This is a genomic window from Halorubrum xinjiangense (genome assembly GCF_900102375.1).
GTDB classification, from domain to species: Archaea; Halobacteriota; Halobacteria; order Halobacteriales; family Haloferacaceae; genus Halorubrum; species Halorubrum xinjiangense.
In genome coordinates, this window is record NZ_FNBO01000017.1 from 34,710 (window position 1) to 51,592 (window position 16,883).

The 16,883-nt window shown below is 70.9% G+C and carries 16 protein-coding genes and 1 pseudogene; 6 read left to right on the top strand and 11 right to left on the bottom strand.

Going from position 1 to position 16,883, the window contains the following annotated elements; genetic code table 11:
• Positions 1-29 precede the first annotated feature (29 nt).
• Complete coding sequence (locus F3H13_RS14825; RefSeq protein ID WP_149799772.1) at positions 30-749, top strand: DUF2270 domain-containing protein; 720 nt, start codon at positions 30-32, stop codon at positions 747-749.
• A gap of 531 nt (positions 750-1,280) precedes the next feature.
• Here F3H13_RS14825 and F3H13_RS14830 read toward each other — a convergent pair.
• The 4 genes from F3H13_RS14830 to folP all read right to left on the bottom strand — a co-directional run bounded on the left by F3H13_RS14830 (position 1,281) and on the right by folP (position 7,522).
• Positions 1,281-2,351, bottom strand: coding sequence for an NAD(P)/FAD-dependent oxidoreductase (locus F3H13_RS14830; RefSeq protein ID WP_149799773.1), 1,071 nt, complete (start codon positions 2,349-2,351; stop codon positions 1,281-1,283).
• 117 nt (positions 2,352-2,468) lie between these two features.
• Positions 2,469-3,212, bottom strand: a complete 744-nt coding sequence (locus tag F3H13_RS14835) for a class I SAM-dependent methyltransferase (RefSeq protein WP_149799774.1) — start codon at positions 3,210-3,212, stop codon at positions 2,469-2,471.
• 100 nt (positions 3,213-3,312) lie between these two features.
• Positions 3,313-4,824, bottom strand: a complete 1,512-nt coding sequence (locus F3H13_RS14840; RefSeq protein WP_149799775.1) for a DHH family phosphoesterase — start codon at positions 4,822-4,824, stop codon at positions 3,313-3,315.
• 76 nt (positions 4,825-4,900) lie between these two features.
• The gene (gene folP, locus F3H13_RS14845; protein ID WP_149799776.1) at positions 4,901-7,522 is read right to left on the bottom strand and encodes a dihydropteroate synthase; all 2,622 of its coding nucleotides are present in this window, start codon (positions 7,520-7,522) and stop codon (positions 4,901-4,903) included.
• Positions 7,523-8,053: 531 nt separating this feature from the next.
• Here folP and F3H13_RS14850 point away from each other — a divergent pair.
• The 4 genes from F3H13_RS14850 (at position 8,054) to F3H13_RS14865 (ending at position 11,265) form a co-directional block, all read left to right on the top strand.
• Positions 8,054-9,199, top strand: coding sequence for an ABC transporter ATP-binding protein (locus F3H13_RS14850; protein ID WP_149799777.1), 1,146 nt, complete (start codon positions 8,054-8,056; stop codon positions 9,197-9,199).
• On the top strand, positions 9,196-9,951 hold the full coding sequence (locus tag F3H13_RS14855) for an ABC transporter permease (RefSeq protein WP_149799778.1): 756 nt from the start codon (positions 9,196-9,198) through the stop codon (positions 9,949-9,951). Before F3H13_RS14850 ends, F3H13_RS14855 begins: the two co-directional genes overlap by 4 nt.
• Before the next feature lie 77 nt (positions 9,952-10,028).
• The gene (locus F3H13_RS14860) at positions 10,029-10,172 is read left to right on the top strand and encodes a DUF7560 family zinc ribbon protein (RefSeq protein WP_149799779.1); all 144 of its coding nucleotides are present in this window, start codon (positions 10,029-10,031) and stop codon (positions 10,170-10,172) included.
• Positions 10,173-10,251: 79 nt separating this feature from the next.
• Positions 10,252-11,265 (top strand): aldo/keto reductase, encoded by a 1,014-nt coding sequence (locus F3H13_RS14865; protein ID WP_149799780.1) that lies wholly within the window; start codon positions 10,252-10,254, stop codon positions 11,263-11,265.
• A gap of 48 nt (positions 11,266-11,313) precedes the next feature.
• On the opposite strand, the gene hisH is transcribed toward F3H13_RS14865, so the two are convergent.
• From hisH to F3H13_RS14900, 7 genes are all read right to left on the bottom strand, one after another.
• Positions 11,314-11,973 (bottom strand): imidazole glycerol phosphate synthase subunit HisH, encoded by a 660-nt coding sequence (gene hisH / locus F3H13_RS14870; protein ID WP_149799781.1) that lies wholly within the window; start codon positions 11,971-11,973, stop codon positions 11,314-11,316.
• A gap of 89 nt (positions 11,974-12,062) precedes the next feature.
• A complete protein-coding gene (gene phnE, locus F3H13_RS14875; RefSeq protein WP_149799782.1) occupies positions 12,063-13,031 on the bottom strand; it encodes a phosphonate ABC transporter, permease protein PhnE in 969 nt (322 codons plus the stop codon).
• The gene (phnC, locus tag F3H13_RS14880) at positions 13,028-13,855 is read right to left on the bottom strand and encodes a phosphonate ABC transporter ATP-binding protein (protein WP_149799783.1); all 828 of its coding nucleotides are present in this window, start codon (positions 13,853-13,855) and stop codon (positions 13,028-13,030) included. The genes phnE and phnC overlap by 4 nt, the downstream gene beginning before the upstream one ends.
• Before the next feature lie 27 nt (positions 13,856-13,882).
• On the bottom strand, positions 13,883-14,938 hold the full coding sequence (locus F3H13_RS14885) for a PhnD/SsuA/transferrin family substrate-binding protein (RefSeq protein WP_149799784.1): 1,056 nt from the start codon (positions 14,936-14,938) through the stop codon (positions 13,883-13,885).
• 96 nt (positions 14,939-15,034) lie between these two features.
• The gene (locus F3H13_RS14890) at positions 15,035-15,667 is read right to left on the bottom strand and encodes a uracil-DNA glycosylase (protein WP_149799785.1); all 633 of its coding nucleotides are present in this window, start codon (positions 15,665-15,667) and stop codon (positions 15,035-15,037) included.
• 61 nt (positions 15,668-15,728) lie between these two features.
• Entirely contained in the window at positions 15,729-16,316 is a 588-nt protein-coding gene (locus F3H13_RS14895) for an endonuclease dU (RefSeq protein WP_149799786.1), read from the bottom strand.
• Positions 16,317-16,499, bottom strand: coding sequence for a DUF5786 family protein (locus tag F3H13_RS14900; RefSeq protein ID WP_149799787.1), 183 nt, complete (start codon positions 16,497-16,499; stop codon positions 16,317-16,319).
• Between the two features lie 97 nt (positions 16,500-16,596).
• Here F3H13_RS14900 and F3H13_RS14905 point away from each other — a divergent pair.
• A pseudogene (locus F3H13_RS14905) lies at positions 16,597-16,883 on the top strand (IS6 family transposase); the annotation flags it as partial.

A 16,883-nucleotide genomic window follows, 5' to 3' on the forward strand; every position in this document is an offset into this window, starting at 1 on the left:
CTTTTACGGCGAGGACCCGTCTGTGCGCCATGAGCGATTCGAGTAGCGACGAGTTCGACCCGGCGGCGCCGGACGAACGGGAGATCGGCCGCGAGATGATCGACGACAGCACGGGGCTCGGTTCGATGATGGCCCACGCCTATCGCGGGGAGATCGACAGGGTGGGGACGTGGCGCCAGCGCCTCGACGAGACGACGACGTGGGCGGTGACGCTGATGGCGGCGATCCTGACGTGGGCGTTTTCGAGCGCCGGGAACCCGCACTACGTCCTGCTGGTCGGGATCGTCGTCGTCACCGTCTTTCTGGGTATCGAGGCGCGGCGGTACCGGGACTACGACGTGTTCCGCTCTCGCGTTCGAGTCATCCAGGAGAACCTGTTCGCGAACGCCCTCGACCCGTCTCAAGGCACCGAGAACCACGACTGGCGGGCGGAACTGAGCAGGGACTACCGCAGGCCGACGCTGAAGGTGTCGATGTACGAGGCGCTCGCGAATCGACTCCAGAGCGTGTACGCCGCGCTGCTCAGCGTCCTCTTAGTCGCGTGGGTGTTCCGAATCACGGCGTTCGCGCCGCGGCAAGAGTGGCTGACGACGGCCGGAATCGACCGCATTCCCGGGACTGCCGTGGTCGTCGCCGTGGCCGCGTTCTACGTCGCGCTGTTGGCCCTCACCTTCTGGCCCCACGAGCGCCACGCCAAGGGGGAGTTTAGGGAAGGGAACTCGGGCGACTGGAAGGAGACGGAAGAATGACCCGTCGAGACGCGCAGCGGCTATTTATAAATGAAACTGCGGTGGCGCGCCTGCGAGCGGCCGCCTTCGGCGGCCGCGAGCCAGCCCGCGAGGGAGTCAGTTGCCGGAGCGAAGCGGAGGCGACTGACGAGGCTGGGGAGGCGTGAGGTGCTGTGCGGTGCGGGGCGGTGCGGGACTCAAAGGGGCAGTCGCGAGAGCGGCGCAGGCGACGTAAGGACCGCAGAGAACGAGCGAAGCGAGTGACCGAGGACCGCAGCGAGCGTGCGCCGCTCTCGCGACTGGGGCTTTGGAGGTGTTCACCGTCGATCTACTGTCAGCCATTTATAACCAAGCGGCTGGGGCTTTGGAGGTGTCCGCAGACAATTCGTAGTCGGCTATTTATAAACGATCGGCTGGGATCTTGGAAGCGTTCGCCAAGGATCCACAGCCCATCAAGCATAAGTAAACGGTTGGTCCGCAGCCAATCAGTCGCCGACCGCTGAAGACGGAGCCGGACGATCGTTTATAAATATCGGCGTTGGCAAACGAGTCCTAGTCGTCCGCGGCCGCGGCGTCGACCTCGCCCTCGTACAGCTCGCCGGCGCGCTCGCGCTCGGAGAGGTACTCGTCGGCGTCGAGCGCGGCCTTCACGCCCATCCCGCTCGCGGTGGCCGCCTGCTGGTAGTGGAAGTCGACCACGTCGCCGGCACCGAAGAGCCCCTCCACGCCGGTGGCGGTCTGGTTCCCGCCGCGGCCGCCCTCGGTGATCAGGTAGCCGTCGTCGTCGGTCTCGATCCCCGTCCCTTCGAGGAAGTCCGTGTTCGGCGTGTGGCCGATGGCGTAGAAAACGGCGCCCACGTCGAACTCGTACTCGTCGACCTCGTCGGCGGTCGCCGGGTCGTCGAGCTTCTCCGTCGGGTGGCCGTCCGGGTGTTCGACGAGCGTCACGTGCTCGATCCCGTCCTCGGGGGTGCCGTGGATCTCGGTGAGCTCGGTGTTGAGGAGCAGTTCGATCTCGCCGTCGTCGACCTTCTCCATCGTGCGCTCGATCCACACGTCCTCGGCGCGGAACTCCTCGCGGCGGTGCGCGACGTACACCGTGTCCGCGAACTTCGTCAGGAAGTTCGCCTCCTCCATCGCGGCGTCGCCGCCGCCGACGACGAGCATGTCCTCGTCGCGGAAGAACGCGCCGTCGCAGGTCGCACACGTCGAGAGGCCGTACCCCATCAGCTCCTCTTCGCCCGGGACGCCCAGCGTCCGGGCGCTGGCGCCCGACGCGGCGATGACGGCGTCGGCGGTGTAGGCGTCGCCGTCCGAGAGCTCGACGCGGAAGTGGCCCGCGGGCGCCTTCGAGACGTCCTCGATGACGCCGTTGCGCGACTCGGCGCCGAACTTCTTCGCCTGCGCTTTCATGTCGTTGATCAGCTGCGGCCCGGAGATCCCCTCGGGGAAGCCGGGGTAGTTTTCCACGTCGGTCGTCAGCGTGAGCTGGCCGCCCGGCTCGTCGCCCTCGATGAGCAGGGGGTCGTTGTTCGAGCGAGCGGCGTAGATCGCCGCCGAGAGCCCGGAGATACCGGTGCCGGCGATGATCAGTCGACGGTGTTCGACGATGTCGTCGGTCATATCCATCAGTTGGCCGGCGCGTCGTATGTACGTTGCGACCGTTGCGCGATTCCCGCACAACCGTCCTCCCACGCTCCGACGACCGCCCTCCCACGCTCCGACGACCACCCTACCACCCTACCGCACCGCGACGAACACGCTCCGCTCGTCTCCGGGGCCGTACCCGTCCGCGACGTCGACGCCGTCGAACCCGGCCGCGGCGAGCGCGTCGGCGACCCGCTCGTCGGCGAACGGCGTCATCCGGCGGCGGTCGACGAAGGGATCGCCGTCGGGGGTGAACGTCACCGCGCGCCAGTCGAGGCGCCCGTCGTCGGTCGCGACGTGGTGCGCGACGCGGACGTACTCGATCGCGTCAGCGGCGTCGCGACCGACGTCGAGGCCCGGACGATTTCCCTCGGGCGGCAGCGGCGAGTTGTCGAAGACGAGGACGCCGCCCGGCCGCAGTCGGTCGCGGAGCGCGGCGAGCGCGGGGTCCAGGTCGCCCGGCGGGAGGTGATTCACGACCCCGCGGATCGCGACGGCCGCGTCGAACGGTTCCGAGTCGTCTAGGTCCGGGTCCGGAAGGCCGGTTCGGCGAAAGTCGACGTCACCGCTTCCGGCGTCCGAATCGAGGGCGGCGCACTTCTCGCGCGCGACGTTCAACATCCCCTCGTGGACATCGACCGCGGTGATGTCGACGCCGCGGGCCGCGAATCGGCGCGTGTGCTCGCCGGTCCCGCAGCCGACCTCCAGCAGGCGCTCGGGGTCGATCTTGCGGTCGGCGAGCGCGTCGGACACGAAGTCGACGTCGCGGTCGTAGTCCCACTCGGACTGGATCGCGTCGTACAGCCGCGGGCGCTCGTCGTAGAGGCTGTCGGACATGGCGGCGACGGGGAGGATATCGACAGCGATCGACGAGTGTCTTGCGCCGCAGCGGGACCGGTTCGCACGCCGCCATGGGACTAGTTCGCATGCCCCCGACTCAGTCGGTCGGGAACTCCGGCGGGAGCCCGGTCGGCTGCGCGGGGGCGTCTTCGAGCGCCTCGAAGAACCGCCCGGCGACGAACGCCTCGACGACCTCCGGCAGCGACTCCGACTCTGAGACCTCGCTCAGGATACCGAGCGGGACCTGCGCGCCGGCCATCGAGGCGTGGCCCCCGGCCGAGCCCACGGGGTCGAGCGCGTCGCGAAGCAGCTCGCCCGCGTCGAGGTCGGCGCCGCGGGCGCGGGCGGAGCCGTAGATAACGCCGTCCGTGTAGCCGTAGACGAACGTCACCGTCACGTCCTCTAAATCGAGGAGCCGCTCGGCCGCCTGCGCGAGCGCGTCGCGGTCGGATATCTCGCCGACGCAGGAGGCGGCCACCGACCCGCGGACGTCGCGGTTCTCGATAGCGGCCGCGAGCACGCGCAGCGTCTCGGGGCTCACGCTCGGGCTCTCGACGCGTTCGAGCGTCGACTCATCGGCGTGCGCGAGCAGCGCGGCCGCCGCCTCGAAGTCGTCGATTGCGGTCGCGCGCGTGAAGTCCTTCGTGTCGATACGGATGCCGTATAAGAGAGCCGTGGCGAGGTCCCGCTCCGGCGCGATCCCGTACCGCGAGAGGTACTCGGCGATTAGCGTGCTCGTCGCGCCGACCGCGGGGCGGACGTCGAGGAACGACCCCGCAACCGGCCCCCGCGGCGGGTGGTGGTCGATGACGACGTCGACCGGGTGCCCCTCGGGGAGGCTGTCGTTGATCCCCGCACGGGAGTGGTCGACCAAGGCGACGCCGCCGTACGCGTCGAGGTCGATCTCGTCGAACGACCGGAGCCCGATGTCGAGGAGGTTCACCAGCGCGCGGTTCTCCTGGTGGGCGATCTCGCCGCCGTAGCAGGCGTCCGCCTCGACGCCGATCGACGCCGCGATCCGCGCCAGCCCGAGCGCGCTCGCGATGGCGTCCGGGTCGGGGTTGTCGTGCGCGACGACCAGCAGCGGTCCCGAGAGCCCACGGAGCGTCGCGAGCAGCCGAGCCGGCTTCTCGCCGCGCCCAGCGTCAGCACCGGGGAACTCCCCGACGGCGTCGGAAGCATCCCGGGCGGCGCCGCGGTCGTCGTCGAGGCCGACCGCCTCGAAGACCCGACCCGCGACCGCCTCGGCGGGGTCGACCACGCGGTCGGCGACGGCCTCGACCGCCGCGCGCTGCTCGTCGGTCGGCGCCGCCCCGAGGTGGGCGACGATCATCGCGTCCGGGTACCGCTCCCGGGCCGCGCGCGCCGCGGCGACGTTGCGCGCGGCGTCGTCGCTCGCGACAAGCACGACCGCGGCGCTGTCGGGATAGCTCTCGGGGTCGGTCGGGTCGGCCTCGACGGTCGCGACGTTGCGGTCGCGCAGCGTCGACACCCAGCCGGTGTCGTCGGTGATCGCCACCAGGTCGTCGCGCCCGCCGCGCTCGTCGCGGGCGTGTTCGACGAGCGCGTTCCCGACCGCGCTACAGCCCAGCAGCAGGCGTCGGGTCATACCGGCGCGACGGGACCGCGAGGCAAAACGCTGCCGTCGGCGCGACGCGAGGCCGGGACCGGACGCGGGTTCCGGGTCACTCCGCGTCCTCGCCGCCGCGGAGCGCGCCGCCGCGAAGCGCGTCGTCGCGAAGCGATCCGTTCACCGCCGCGGCGACGTCGACCGCCGCACGGTTCTCGGCGACGTCGTGGACCCGGACGATGTCGGCGCCGCGGTCGGCGGCGAGCGCGGTGCCCGCGACCGTCGCGTGCTCGCGGTCGCCGGCGTCGCGCCCGACCGCGCCGAACACCGACTTGTGCGAGTGGCCGACGAGGACCGGGCAGCCGAGCGCCGCGAACTCCCCGCAGCGCGCGAGCAGCTCGAAGTCCTCCGCCGGCGACTTCCCGAAGCCGAGCCCGGGGTCGACGATGACGCGGTCGCGGTCGATGCCGGCCGTGTCGGCCAGCGCGAGGCGCTCGCGCAGCGCGTCGACCACCTCGCCGACCACGTCGTCGTACTCGGGGTCGGCGTCCGGGTCGACCGGCGCGTCGAGGCTGTGCATCACGATCACCGGGCAGTCGGCGTCGGCGACGACCGACCGCATCTCCGGGTCTTCCAGCCCCGTCACGTCGTTGATGACGTCCGCGCCCGCGTCGAGCGCAGCCTCGGCGACCGCCGGCTTCCGCGTGTCGACCGAGACCAGCACCTCCCCGGAGTCGACCGCGGGCACCGACTGGATCGCCTCGATCGTCGGGACGACGCGCTCAATCTCCGCCTCGGCCGGGACCGGGTCCGCGCCCGGCCGGGTCGACTCGCCGCCGACGTCAACGATATCGACCCCCGCGTCGACCATCCGCTCGACGCCCGCGACCGCGTCGTCGAGGTCAGCGTGGCGCCCGCCGTCGTGGAAGGAGTCCGGCGTGACGTTGAGCACACCCATCACCGCGGTACGGTCGGTCCACGGGTAGTCGGGGTCGGCGTCGTCGGTCGCGTCACCGCCTGTCTCGGCCTCGCCGGCCTCGTCGAGCTCGGCCGCCGCCGCGAGGTCGACCGCCACGCCCCCGAGTCCGCCAGCGTCGGCCGCCGCGAGCCGGTCGACGAGCGCGCGGAGTTCGGCGACCGTCCCCGCGACGGTGACGGGGACCTGCTCGCCGCCAGCCCCTCGGTCCTCGCCCGCGCCGAGGCCGCCGAGCGCCGCGTCGCCGCCGACCGCCCGGGCCTCGGCCGCGACGCGCTCGGCGCGGTCGCCGCGCAGCCGGAGCGTGAGAACGCGGTGGTCGACGCCGTCGCGGTGGGTCGCGACCCCCGTCGGCGGGACCCCGGCGGTGTCGAGCGCGTGGGCCGCGTCGTCGCCGCCGCGAACCCCGCGCTGGCGGACCGTTCGCGTCCGGGCCGCCCGGGCCTCGGCGACTGCGAACAGCGAGCCGACGAGCAGCACGCAGTCACCGTCGTCGGCGCGGTCGACGGCGTCGGCGAGCGCGTCCGCCACGTCGTCGCCCGCCGTCACGCGGTCGACGCCCGCGGCGCGCAGCGCCGCGGCGAGCACGTCGGGGTCCTCGGCGCGGTCGATCGCGGGCCGGCAGGTGACGGCGGTCGCCGCGTCCGGGAGCGCCGCGGCCGTCTCCGCGTGGTCTTTGTCGTGCATCGCGGCGTACACGAGGTGGAGGTCGTCGTAGTCGTACTCGTCGAGCGTCGCGGCGAGCGTGCGGGCGGCGGCGGGGTTGTGCGCGCCGTCCAGCACGGTCAGCGGCGCCGTGTCGATCACCTCGAACCGGCCGGGCCACGTCGCCCGCGCGAGGCCGTCGCGCACGGCGCGGTCCGGGAGGTCGGTCTCCAGCGCCGTCGCGGTTCGGTCCGCGAGCGCGACGGCGACCGCCGCGTTCGCTGCCTGGTGGCGGCCGACGAGCGGGATCCGGTAGGTCCCCTCACGCTCGCCGGCGAGGGTCACCTCGGCGTCGGTGGCGCTGACCCGGCCCTCGTAGGTCGCCGCGAAGGCGGGCGAGTCGTCGGTCTCGTCGGCCTCGTCGTCCGGTTCCCGCTCGTCTGCGTCGCCGTCGCCGGTCACCCGCGTCACCGGCGCGCCGGCCTCGCCCGCGACCTCGCGGGCCACGTCGAGCGCCTCGCCCTCGCAGGCGGTGACGAAGGGGGCGTCCGGGCGAGCGATCCGGGACTTGGTGCGGGCGATCTCCTCCACCGTGTCGCCGAGGACCGCGGTGTGTTCTAAGGAGACGTTCGTCACGGCGGTCGCGACGGGGTCGACCGCGCTCGTCGCGTCGTACTCGCCGCCGAGGCCGACCTCCAAGACCGCCACGTCGACCTCGCGCCGCGCGAACTCGCGGATCGCCATCGCCGTCACGACCTCGAAGAAGGTGAGCGGCTCGCCGGCGGCCGCCCGCTCTATCAGCCACGGGCGCACCTCGGCGACGAAGTCGGCGATCGCGGCCTCGGTCATCTGCCGGCCGTCGACGCGGACCCGCTCGGCGAGCGCGGAGAGGTGCGGAGAGGTGTACAGCCCCACCGATAACCCCGCCTCGCGGAGGACCGACTCGGTCAGCCGCGCCGCGCTCCCCTTGCCGTTCGAGCCGGCGATCTGGACGAACGGCACGTCCTCCTGCGGGTCGTCAAGGTGGGCTAACAGCGCCGCTACCCGTTCCGTGCCGGGCTTGACCGAGAAGCGGCGGAGGTCGAAGAGGAACGCCGCCGCCTCGTGGTAGTGCATGTCCCGTGGGTCGGGAGCGCGTCGCTTAGGCGTAACGGACCGGGACGAGGTGGTCGAGTGCGTGGAACGTCGATGGGACCCGGTCGGTGTCGAGAGCGCAACCGTCGGCGCTCGGGCCGCGGGGCCGGACCAGATCGGTCTCGGAACCACGACGACCGCCGAAGCCCCAGTCGGTCACTTATAAATAACTGAGAACAGATCCGCGGCGAACACCTCCAAAGCCCCAGCCGCGAGGCCGCCGTACGCTCGCTGCGCGCTTCACTCGGTCGCTCACTTCGTTCGCTCCCTCGTTCCAGTGCTTACGTCGCCTACGGCGGCCTCGCGACTGCCCCTTTGAGTCCCGCCCCGCACCGCACAGCACCCCACGCCTCCCCAGCCTCGTCGCTCGCGCTTAAAAGCGCTCGCGACTCCCTCGCGCGTGCGGTTCGCGCCGCATTGCGGCGCTCACCGGCACGCGCCGAACGGCGGTTGATCGGGGCGTGTCGCCGCCGAAGAGCAACCCTTACGCGCGCCGCGGCCGCATCCGATCGCATGGACGAGACAGCGACCGACGCCGCGGTCGACGCCCCCGCCGACGGGGCGACTCCGGGCGGCCCCGCGGCCGACCCCGTTGTCGTCGGGGAGGGGGTTCGCAAGTCGTACGGCGACGTCGACGCGCTCGACGGGGTCGACCTCGACGTCGCGGCCGGCGAGGTGTTCGGGCTCATCGGCCCCAACGGCGCCGGGAAGACGACGCTGGTGCGCGCGCTCACCGGCACCACCGAGGCCGAGGGCGACCTGCGCGTCTTCGGCGCGCCGCCGGGAGCCGTCGACCCGGCCCGGATCGGGCTGCTCCCGCAGTCGTTCGACCCGCCCGCGCGGCTCACGGCCCGCGAGCTGGTCGACTACTACGGCGGGCTCTACGACGCGGCCCGCGACACCGAGTCGGTCCTCGAGGACGTGGGGATGGCCGACGACGCGGACGCCTGGTACGAGACGCTCTCGGGCGGCCAAAAGCGCCGGACCTGCGTCGCGACCGCGGTCGTCAACGACCCCGACCTCCTCTTCCTCGACGAGCCGACGACCGGGATCGACCCCGCCGGCCGGCGGGCGATCCACCGGCTGATCGAGCGGCTCGCGGCCGGCGGCACGACCGTCTTCCTCACGAGCCACGCGATGGACGAGGTCGAGCGGCTCGCCGACCGGGTCGCGCTGCTCCGCGAGGGGCGGGTGGTCGCGAGCGGCGCGCCCGACCGACTGGTCGCCGAGCACGGCGGCGCCCCGCGGCTCGACGCGGCGACCGCGGAACCGACGACCGAGGGGGCCGTCGAGGCCGTCGCGGCCGGCGTCCGCGAGCGCCTCGGCGACGACCCGACCGTCGAGGCGACCGACGAGGGGCTCCGGGTGCGCGGCGTCCGGCCGGAAGCGATCGGCGCCGCGGTCGACGCGCTCGACGCCGCCGGCGTCGCCTTCGACTCGCTCTCGTGGTCGGAGCCGTCGCTGGAAGACGTCTACCTGCGGCTCACCGGCGAGGAGTACGCGCGGCGGGGGGACGGCGGACTGCCTGACGAGGCGGGCGGCAAGGGGCGTCGCGCAGCCGACGACGCGGCGCCGGATGGGGGCCGCGCAGCCGACGACGCGGCGCCGGACGGGGGCCGCGCAGCCGACGACGCGGCGCCGGACGGAGGCGACCGATGACCCGCCTCGGCCGGATCCGGACGGAGGCCGTCGCGGCCGCGCGGTCGTTCACCCGGCGTCGGACGGCGGTGTTCTTCACATTCTTCTTCCCGGTCATCCTTGTCGTCATCTTCGGCGCGCTGGTCCGGACCCAACCGACCGGGGGCGGCCTCTTCGCCGAGCCCGCGGGCTACTACATCCCGGGCTACCTCGCGGTCGTCGTCCTCTTTACGCCCCTCTCGCGCGTTGGCTCGGAGATCGCGCGCCACCGCGATGGTGGACGGTTCGAGAAGCTGGCGACGACCCCGCTCTCGCGGGCCGAGTGGCTGCTCGCGCACACGCTCGTCAACGTCGGGATCATCGGCGCCGCGAGCCTGCTCATCCTCGGGCTCGTGCTGGCGGTGACCGACGCGACGCTCATCGTCTCGCCCGCGTTGGCCGCCCTGCCCGTCTTCGTCGCGGTCGCGGTGGCGCTGTTCTGCGGGCTCGGCGCGGTCCTCGGCGCGCTCGCGGACTCGCAGGACGGCGTGATCGCCGCGAGCAACACGGTCGCGCTCCCCCTGCTGTTCCTCTCCGAGACGTTCGTCACGCCGTCGCTTTTACCCGAGTGGTTCCTGCCCGCGGTCGCCGCCTCGCCGCTGACGTACTTCGCGCGGGGGACCCGCGCCATCACCTTCGAGGGCGGCGCGTGGGCCGGCGACCTGCTGGTGTTGACCGCGCTCGCGGCCGGCTTCCTCGCGGTCGGTGCGTACGCGGTCCCGCGGACCGAGTGACGCCGCCGGCCGCCCCGCCCCGGAACCGTCCATTTATGTCCGCAGCCCGCGCATCCGTGAACTGAGAGGGAACGCCGTTGACCACCGTCCACTTCACCTGTCCGGACTGCGAGCAGACCATCGAGGTCAACGACGCGATGCGGGAGACGATACTCCAGACCGGCTGTCCGGTGTGTACCGCGGTCGCGGCGGAGGAGGACTTCGCCGCGACGTGCGAGTAGCCGTCGGAGAGAGTGACACGTTCGCACACCGCATCCGGTTGCTGAGGCTTTTTGCGTCGACCGCGACAACCGTTCGACGATGACGCCCGAACTCGACGAGATCGATCTCGGAACCGTGCCGCTCGGCCGAACCGGCCTGCGGACGAGCGAACTCCAGTTCGGCACGTGGCGGTTCGGCCGCGTGACGGAGGAAGGGAACCTGGAGATCGACGAGAAGCGGGCCCACGAGCTGCTCGACGCCTACGAGACCGCCGGCGGGCGGTACATCGACACCGCCGACGTGTACGGCGGCGGCGACTGCGAGCGCTGGATCGGCGACTGGCTCGCCGAGCGCGACCGTGAGCGCTACACGGTCGCCTCGAAGGTGTACTGGCAGATCCGCGACGGCGACCCGAACAGCCGCGGCACGAACCGCAAGAACGTCCGTCACCGCGTCGACGCCCTCTTAGACCGGCTCGACACCGATTACATCGACGTCCTCTACATCCACCGCTGGGACGACGAGACGCCCGCCCGCGAGCTGATGAAGACGCTGAACGGGCTCGTCGAGTCCGGGAAGGTCCACTACCTCGGCGCCTCCACGCTCCGCCCGAACGCCTGGAAGGTCGCCCGCGCAAACGAGATCGCGCGGGGCGAGGGGTGGGAGCCGTTCAAGGTCCTCCAGCCGCGCTACAACCTCGTCGACCGCGAGGTCGAGGGGGACTACCTCGAGTTCGCGCGGCAGCAGAACCTCGCCGTCTCTCCGTGGAGCCCGCTCGGCCAGGGCTTCCTGACCGGGAAGTACGACCGCGACGCCGACCTCCCCGACGACTCGAAGGCGGCCGAGTCGAGCCGGTTCCAGGAGGCGTACCTCACCGAGGAGAACTTCGACGTCCACGACGAGCTCGATCGGGTCGCCGACGAGGTCGACGCCTCGCCCGCGCAGACCGCGCTCGCGTGGCTCGCGCACCGCGACGGCGTCACCGCGCCCATCGTCGGCGCGCGCACCGTCGACCAGCTGCGCGAGAACCTCGCGGCCGCGACGATCGACCTCTCCGACGAGCAGGTCGACCGACTGACCGCGGCCAAGCCCGGACCCTACGACGACTTATAACGCGGCCGGCGCGGCCGACCGCGCAACGCTGGACGCGGCGGAGTCGGCCTACCGCTCCGCGCAGTACTCGACGAAGTTCCGCAGGATCTTCAGCCCCGTCTCGCCGCTCTTCTCGGGGTGAAACTGCGTGCCGAACACGTTGCCGGCCTCGTTGGCGACGACCGCCGGGAAGTCGACGCCGTAGTCCGCGGTGGCGACGACCGCGTCGGGGTCGTCCGGCGCGGCGTAGTAGGAGTGGACGAAGTAGGCGTACTCCCCGTCTATCCCCTCGACGATCGGGTGGTCGCGCGTCACCTCCAGCTCGTTCCAGCCCATGTGGGGCACCTTCCGGTCTACCTCGAACCGGACGTTGGTTCCGGGGACTAAATCGAGGCCGGTCACCTCGCCTTCGCCCTCGTGGTCCGCCTCCTCGCTCGTCGTCAGGAGCATCTGCATCCCGAGGCAGATCCCGAAGAGGGGGTGTCCCGCCGCGGCGTGGTCGGTCAGCGCCTCGCGCAGCGGGCCGGCGTTCTCCATCCCCTCGCGGAACGCGCCGACGCCAGGGAGGACGACGCCGTCGGCCTCGGCGAACGCCTCAGGGTCGTCGGTGATCTCGACGGCCGCGCCCGCGCGCTCCAACCCGCGGGTCGCGGACCGGAGGTTCCCGAGCCCGTAGTCGACGACGACGACGTCCGCCAGCGTCTCCGCGGGCGGTTCGAAGGTGCTCATACCTCCCCTCGGAGGGGAACGGAAAAGTCGGTTTCCCTTGGAACAGCCGAGGACGGTCGGTCGGCGAACCGGAACGGGGAGCGGTCAGCTCACTTCAGCGCCGCCTCGGCCATCCGCTGCGGGAAGCCGAGAAGCAGCGCCACGATCCCCTGCGCCTCGTCGCCCTCGCGGAGCGCCGACCGGATCCGCTGGGAGACGATCTCCACGGAAATGATCAACACGAGGATGACGAGGATCGTCGCCATCATGTTCGTGAACCGGAAGAGCCCCTGCTGGACGGAGAGCACGTTGCCGAGCCCGCCGCCGCCGATGATGCCGAGCGAGACGGCGATCCGGACGTTGATCTCGAAGATGTACAGCGTCCACGCGATAAACGGCGTCGTCACCTGCGAGAGCATCCCGAAGGTGATGAGCTGGGGCTTGTTCGCCCCCGTCGTCTCCATCGCCTCGATCGGCCCGTCCTCGATCTCCTCGAGCTCGTCCGTGAACAGGCGACCGAGGTTGCCGACGGTGTCGGTGGCGATCGCGAGCGTCGCGGTCACCGGGCCGATCCCGCCGAGCGGGATGTAGATAAGCCCCCACACGAGCGCCGGGATGGCGCGGATAGAGGACATGAGTCCGCGGAAGATGAAGTTGAACGGGAACGGGGTGACGCGCCCGGAGCCGAGCACGCCGAAAAGCAGCGCGAGCGGGAATCCCATCACGGTGCCGGCAAAGCCCATCGCGAGGGTGATGCCGGCCTCGCCGAGGAGCGGCGTCTCGCCGCCGAAGCCGCCCCAGATCAGGTTCCGCTCGTCGATGAACGCCCAGTAGTCGAGGAACCCGCTCGGCTCGATGAACGGGAACGCCGGCGTGAAGAACGGGAAGAAGTCGCGCAGCGCGTTGAGGAAGTTCGGGAGGTAGTTCGGGATGTTCGCCGCGAAGAAGCCGACGGAGATGAGCGCGTAGTAGAACAGGCCGGCGAGGGCGCCGAGCCCGACGAGGAACACCAGCGCGCGGACCCGCCGCGCGAGGACGATCTCCTCGTATCGGTCGCGGACGCTGTCGCCGTAGCTCATTGGCCCATCCCCCCGCCCGTGGCTCGCTTCGTCGACGCGTCATCGGACCCGCCCGACGAGCCGGGACCGTCGTCGGCCTCGCCGTCGGGCGCAAACATGCCTTCGGTGTCGATGTCGCCGTAGATGTCGTCGATCACGTCCATGTCGAACTCGTCGCGATAGCCGTCGAACACCTTCTTGCCGTCGCGGAGCCCGATGAACCGCTCGCCGAACTTCCGGGCGAGGTTCACCTGATGGAGGCTGATGACGGCGGTCAGGCCGCGGTCGGCGGCGGCCGTCCGGAGGTAGCCCATCACCTGCTGTGAGGAGCCGGGGTCGAGGCTCGCGACCGGCTCGTCGGCGAGGAGGATCGTCGGGTCCTGGACCAGCGCCCGGGCGATCCCGACGCGCTGCTGTTGCCCGCCGGACATCTGCTGGGCGTTCTGTTGGGCCTCGTCTAAGAGCCCGACCGTGTCGAGCGCGTCGAGCGCCTGGAGCTTGTCCTCCTCGCTCTGTCGCTGGAAGAGCGAGTCCAGAAACGTGTTCCGGTTGAGCGAGCCGGTGAGCGCGTTCGAGTAGGCGTTCATCTGCGCGATGATGTTGTGCTGCTGGAAGATCATCGCGATGTCTGGGCGGGGCTCGTCGACGGGCGTGTCGCCGATCCGGATCTCGCCTTCGGTGGGGGTTTCGAGCCCGTTCATACATCGGAGGAGCGTCGATTTCCCCGAACCGGAGACGCCGAGCACGATGACGAACTCTCCTTCCGGGACCTCGAAGGAGACGTCGTCGAGCGCGACGGTCTCGCCGAACCGTTTCGTTAGTCCCTCGACTGTGATGCTGCTCATTAGGGCGAAATACTGTTTTCGGAGGGTTTACGAAAGGTCTTCGAACTCGAGACCGAGCTGGTCGAGCACGGTACGGATCATCTCGTAGTCGTCGATCGACCCGTCCTGAACGCCGGTGAACCACAGCGGCTCGCCGTCGTAATCGTCGCCGTGCGAGAGGTCGTCCTCCCCGACGTTCAAGATCGCCTCCTCGATCTCGCCTTTCACGGAGTTATCCCAGTTGGAGCGCGTCACGAGCGGGGCGCGCGGGATCGGGTCGGAGACCGCGAGCAGCTGTAGCTCGGTGCCCGACTCCTCGATCTCGTCGCCGGCGCCAGAGTACTCGGCGGAGATGTCGACGAAGTCCTGCGACATCTCCTCGAACTGCTCCTGGGGCACGTACGGGGCGGAGGAGAACGCGCCGGTCGTCGCGGCCATCACGTCGTCGCGCTGGACCATCTGCTCGCGCGCCGTCGTGTGGTCCGAGTACTCGGCGTCGAAGTCGGCCGCGTCGCCGTCCGGGGCGTTACCGATGTCGAGCCCGGCGTCCTGAAGTACCGTGAGCGGGACGAGCGTGCCAGACACCGAGAGGATGTCGCCCATGTAGATGAGCTCGCCCCCGAGGTCCGAGAGCGACTCGATGCCGGTGTCGGGCGTCGTCGTGATCGTCGAGAAGTACTGGGCCGCGCCGTACGCGATCCGGATCCCGACGATGTCGAGGATGTCCTCACCGGCGATGACCGCGGACGGCGAGATGTCGGCAATCTCGCCCTGATCGTTGCGGATGGCCTGGAGCGTCGCCGTGTAGCTCTCGGCGCGGCTCGGCTCGATCTCGACCTCGACCTCGGACTCGAGGTACTCGAACATCGGCTGGTACTGCTCCTCGATGGCGACGTCGGCCTCGGCCGGGTTCAACACGAACTGCGCCGTGGGCACGTCGTCGGTCTCGCCGGCCGTGCCGCCGTCGGATCCGTCGGATCCGTCACTTCCGTCGCCGCCGTCGCTTCCGTCGCCGCCGGAACAGCCGGCGAGCGCGACCACGCCGCCCGCACCCGCTGTCTTGACAAACGTACGCCGGTCCGCCGACCACCTGTTGTCGGACATACAGGCGGTACTTTCGCTCGCGCGACTAATCGTTTTCTATGTTTTCTATATAGATACTGAACGGCCGTCGCGTCCGGGCGGCGTCCGACCGCCGGATCAGAACTCCCCCAGCCGGGACTGGCCGTCGCCGCCGCTCCCCTCCCGGTCGCCGACGCCGCTCAGTTCGGCCGCCCGCGCGATCGTCTCGAAGAAGCCGTCGCGCTGGCTCCGGTCGTACAGCGTCGCCGCCGGGTGGACTGATAAGAGTACGCGCCGCGACTCGCCGGCGAGCCGCGCGTCGACCACGCCGCCCGACTCCCCCGTGATCGCCACCGACCGGTCGAGGAGGTGCTCGCTCGGTACCTTCCCGAGGGTCACGATCAGCTCGGGGGCGAGCCGCTCGATCTCGCTTTCGAGATGGCCGCGGCAGTTCGCCAGCTCATCGGTCGTCGGGTCCCGGTTGTCGGGCGGCCGGCACCGCACGCAGTTCGTGATCCGCACGTCGGCGCGGGCGAGCCCCGCGTCCCGCAGCGCCTCGTCGAGCACGTCGCCCGACCGCCCCACGAACGGCTCGCCCTCCTCGTCCTCGGTGGCGCCCGGCCCCTCGCCGACGAACAGCAGGTCCGCGTCCGTCGGGCCGACCCCGTCGACGATCCGGCTCCGCGACTCGACCAGCGCCGGGCACCGCTCGCAGGACGGTACGCGGAGGTCCTCATCGAGCGCGGCGCCGTCGCCGCCGTCTTCGCTCATACCGATGGCTCCGGGCGCGGTCGTCTAAGTTGCGTCGGTCGAGCGGCCGCGCCCCCGAGGCTCACTCTCCCGTCACCGCCTCGCGGTGCGCGCTCGCGGCGAGCGCCGCGATCCGGAGCGGCTCGCAGCGCCGGACGCCGTCGCGGGTGAGTCCCCTGACGGCCGCGGCAGCGCGCTCGGGGTCGATACCGACGGCGCGGACGAACCGGGGCTCGTCGGCGTCCGGTTCGTCGTCGGCCGCGTCCGAGGGGTCGACCGGAACGCGAGGCGGGAGCGACCGGTACGTCGCGAGCCGGTCGGCGAGGGCGTCGCCGTCGAACGCCTCCCGCAGCGCCGGTTCGAGCCCGGGGCTCGCCTCGTAGCTCACGGCGTAGACGGGCCGGTCGAGCGCATCGCGGAGTCGGTCGAGATCGAGGAGGTTGAACCACGCGGGCGCGACGCCCGCGCAGGCGACGTGGCGGACGTCCTCGCGGTCGAGCGCGCGCCAGCAGTCGAGGACCGCGTCGGTCGCGTCCGTCCCGCCGACGGTACACCGCGCGAACGCGAAGCCGTCCGGCGTGCCGTCGGCGCGGACGACGACGCCGGCCGCGTGGCTCGCGGTGCGGGCGTCAGAGAAGGCGACGCCGAGCGTGCGGCTCGGCGGACGCACCTACGCGTCCTCGGCTTTGATCTCCTGGAGCCGGTCGAGAAGCTCGTCGTTCGAGGCGCCGGGCTCGTAGTCGACGGATCCCTCGTGGGTCTCCTCGGCAGCCCGGACGCCGTCGTCGTCGTCGAAGTCCGCGTCCAGGTCCTGATTCTCCTGTTCGGACTCGTCGTAGCTACCGAAGCCCATATGTGTGTAAAGCTAACAGGGGGCGACTGATAAATCTACGGCCGCCAGCGGCCGCGGTGTTAAGTTAAGAATGAGGCGGGACGAGGATTCAGTGCCTATGCCGAAAACCGCCCGCCTCACCGAGTCTACCGAGTGGATCGACTTGGGGTTTGTGGAGCGAGAACGGACACCCCGCGAGATCATTGAAAAGGGTATTCGCCACCATCTCGCTGGACTATCACTTTCGAATACAGTTATTCTTCTTGAGGAGTTGGGTGTCGATCGAAGTCGTGTTGCTGTTCACAATTGGGTACAGAAAGCCGATCTACAGCCAGCTGACGGTGAGAGCCCGGATCGCGTTGCGGTCGATCAGAAAGCGATCCGGATCAACGACGAGCAGTACTG

Coding starts and splice junctions, on each gene's coding strand:
- F3H13_RS14825 (WP_149799772.1), top strand. CDS start 30: ATGAGCGATTCGAGTAGCGACGAGTTCGACCCGGCGGCGCCGGACGAA.
- F3H13_RS14830 (WP_149799773.1), bottom strand. CDS start 2,351: ATGACCGACGACATCGTCGAACACCGTCGACTGATCATCGCCGGCACC.
- F3H13_RS14835 (WP_149799774.1), bottom strand. CDS start 3,212: ATGTCCGACAGCCTCTACGACGAGCGCCCGCGGCTGTACGACGCGATC.
- F3H13_RS14840 (WP_149799775.1), bottom strand. CDS start 4,824: ATGACCCGACGCCTGCTGCTGGGCTGTAGCGCGGTCGGGAACGCGCTC.
- folP (WP_149799776.1), bottom strand. CDS start 7,522: ATGCACTACCACGAGGCGGCGGCGTTCCTCTTCGACCTCCGCCGCTTC.
- F3H13_RS14850 (WP_149799777.1), top strand. CDS start 8,054: ATGGACGAGACAGCGACCGACGCCGCGGTCGACGCCCCCGCCGACGGG.
- F3H13_RS14855 (WP_149799778.1), top strand. CDS start 9,196: ATGACCCGCCTCGGCCGGATCCGGACGGAGGCCGTCGCGGCCGCGCGG.
- F3H13_RS14865 (WP_149799780.1), top strand. CDS start 10,252: ATGACGCCCGAACTCGACGAGATCGATCTCGGAACCGTGCCGCTCGGC.
- hisH (WP_149799781.1), bottom strand. CDS start 11,973: ATGAGCACCTTCGAACCGCCCGCGGAGACGCTGGCGGACGTCGTCGTC.
- phnE (WP_149799782.1), bottom strand. CDS start 13,031: ATGAGCTACGGCGACAGCGTCCGCGACCGATACGAGGAGATCGTCCTC.
- phnC (WP_149799783.1), bottom strand. CDS start 13,855: ATGAGCAGCATCACAGTCGAGGGACTAACGAAACGGTTCGGCGAGACC.
- F3H13_RS14885 (WP_149799784.1), bottom strand. CDS start 14,938: ATGTCCGACAACAGGTGGTCGGCGGACCGGCGTACGTTTGTCAAGACA.
- F3H13_RS14890 (WP_149799785.1), bottom strand. CDS start 15,667: ATGAGCGAAGACGGCGGCGACGGCGCCGCGCTCGATGAGGACCTCCGC.
- F3H13_RS14900 (WP_149799787.1), bottom strand. CDS start 16,499: ATGGGCTTCGGTAGCTACGACGAGTCCGAACAGGAGAATCAGGACCTG.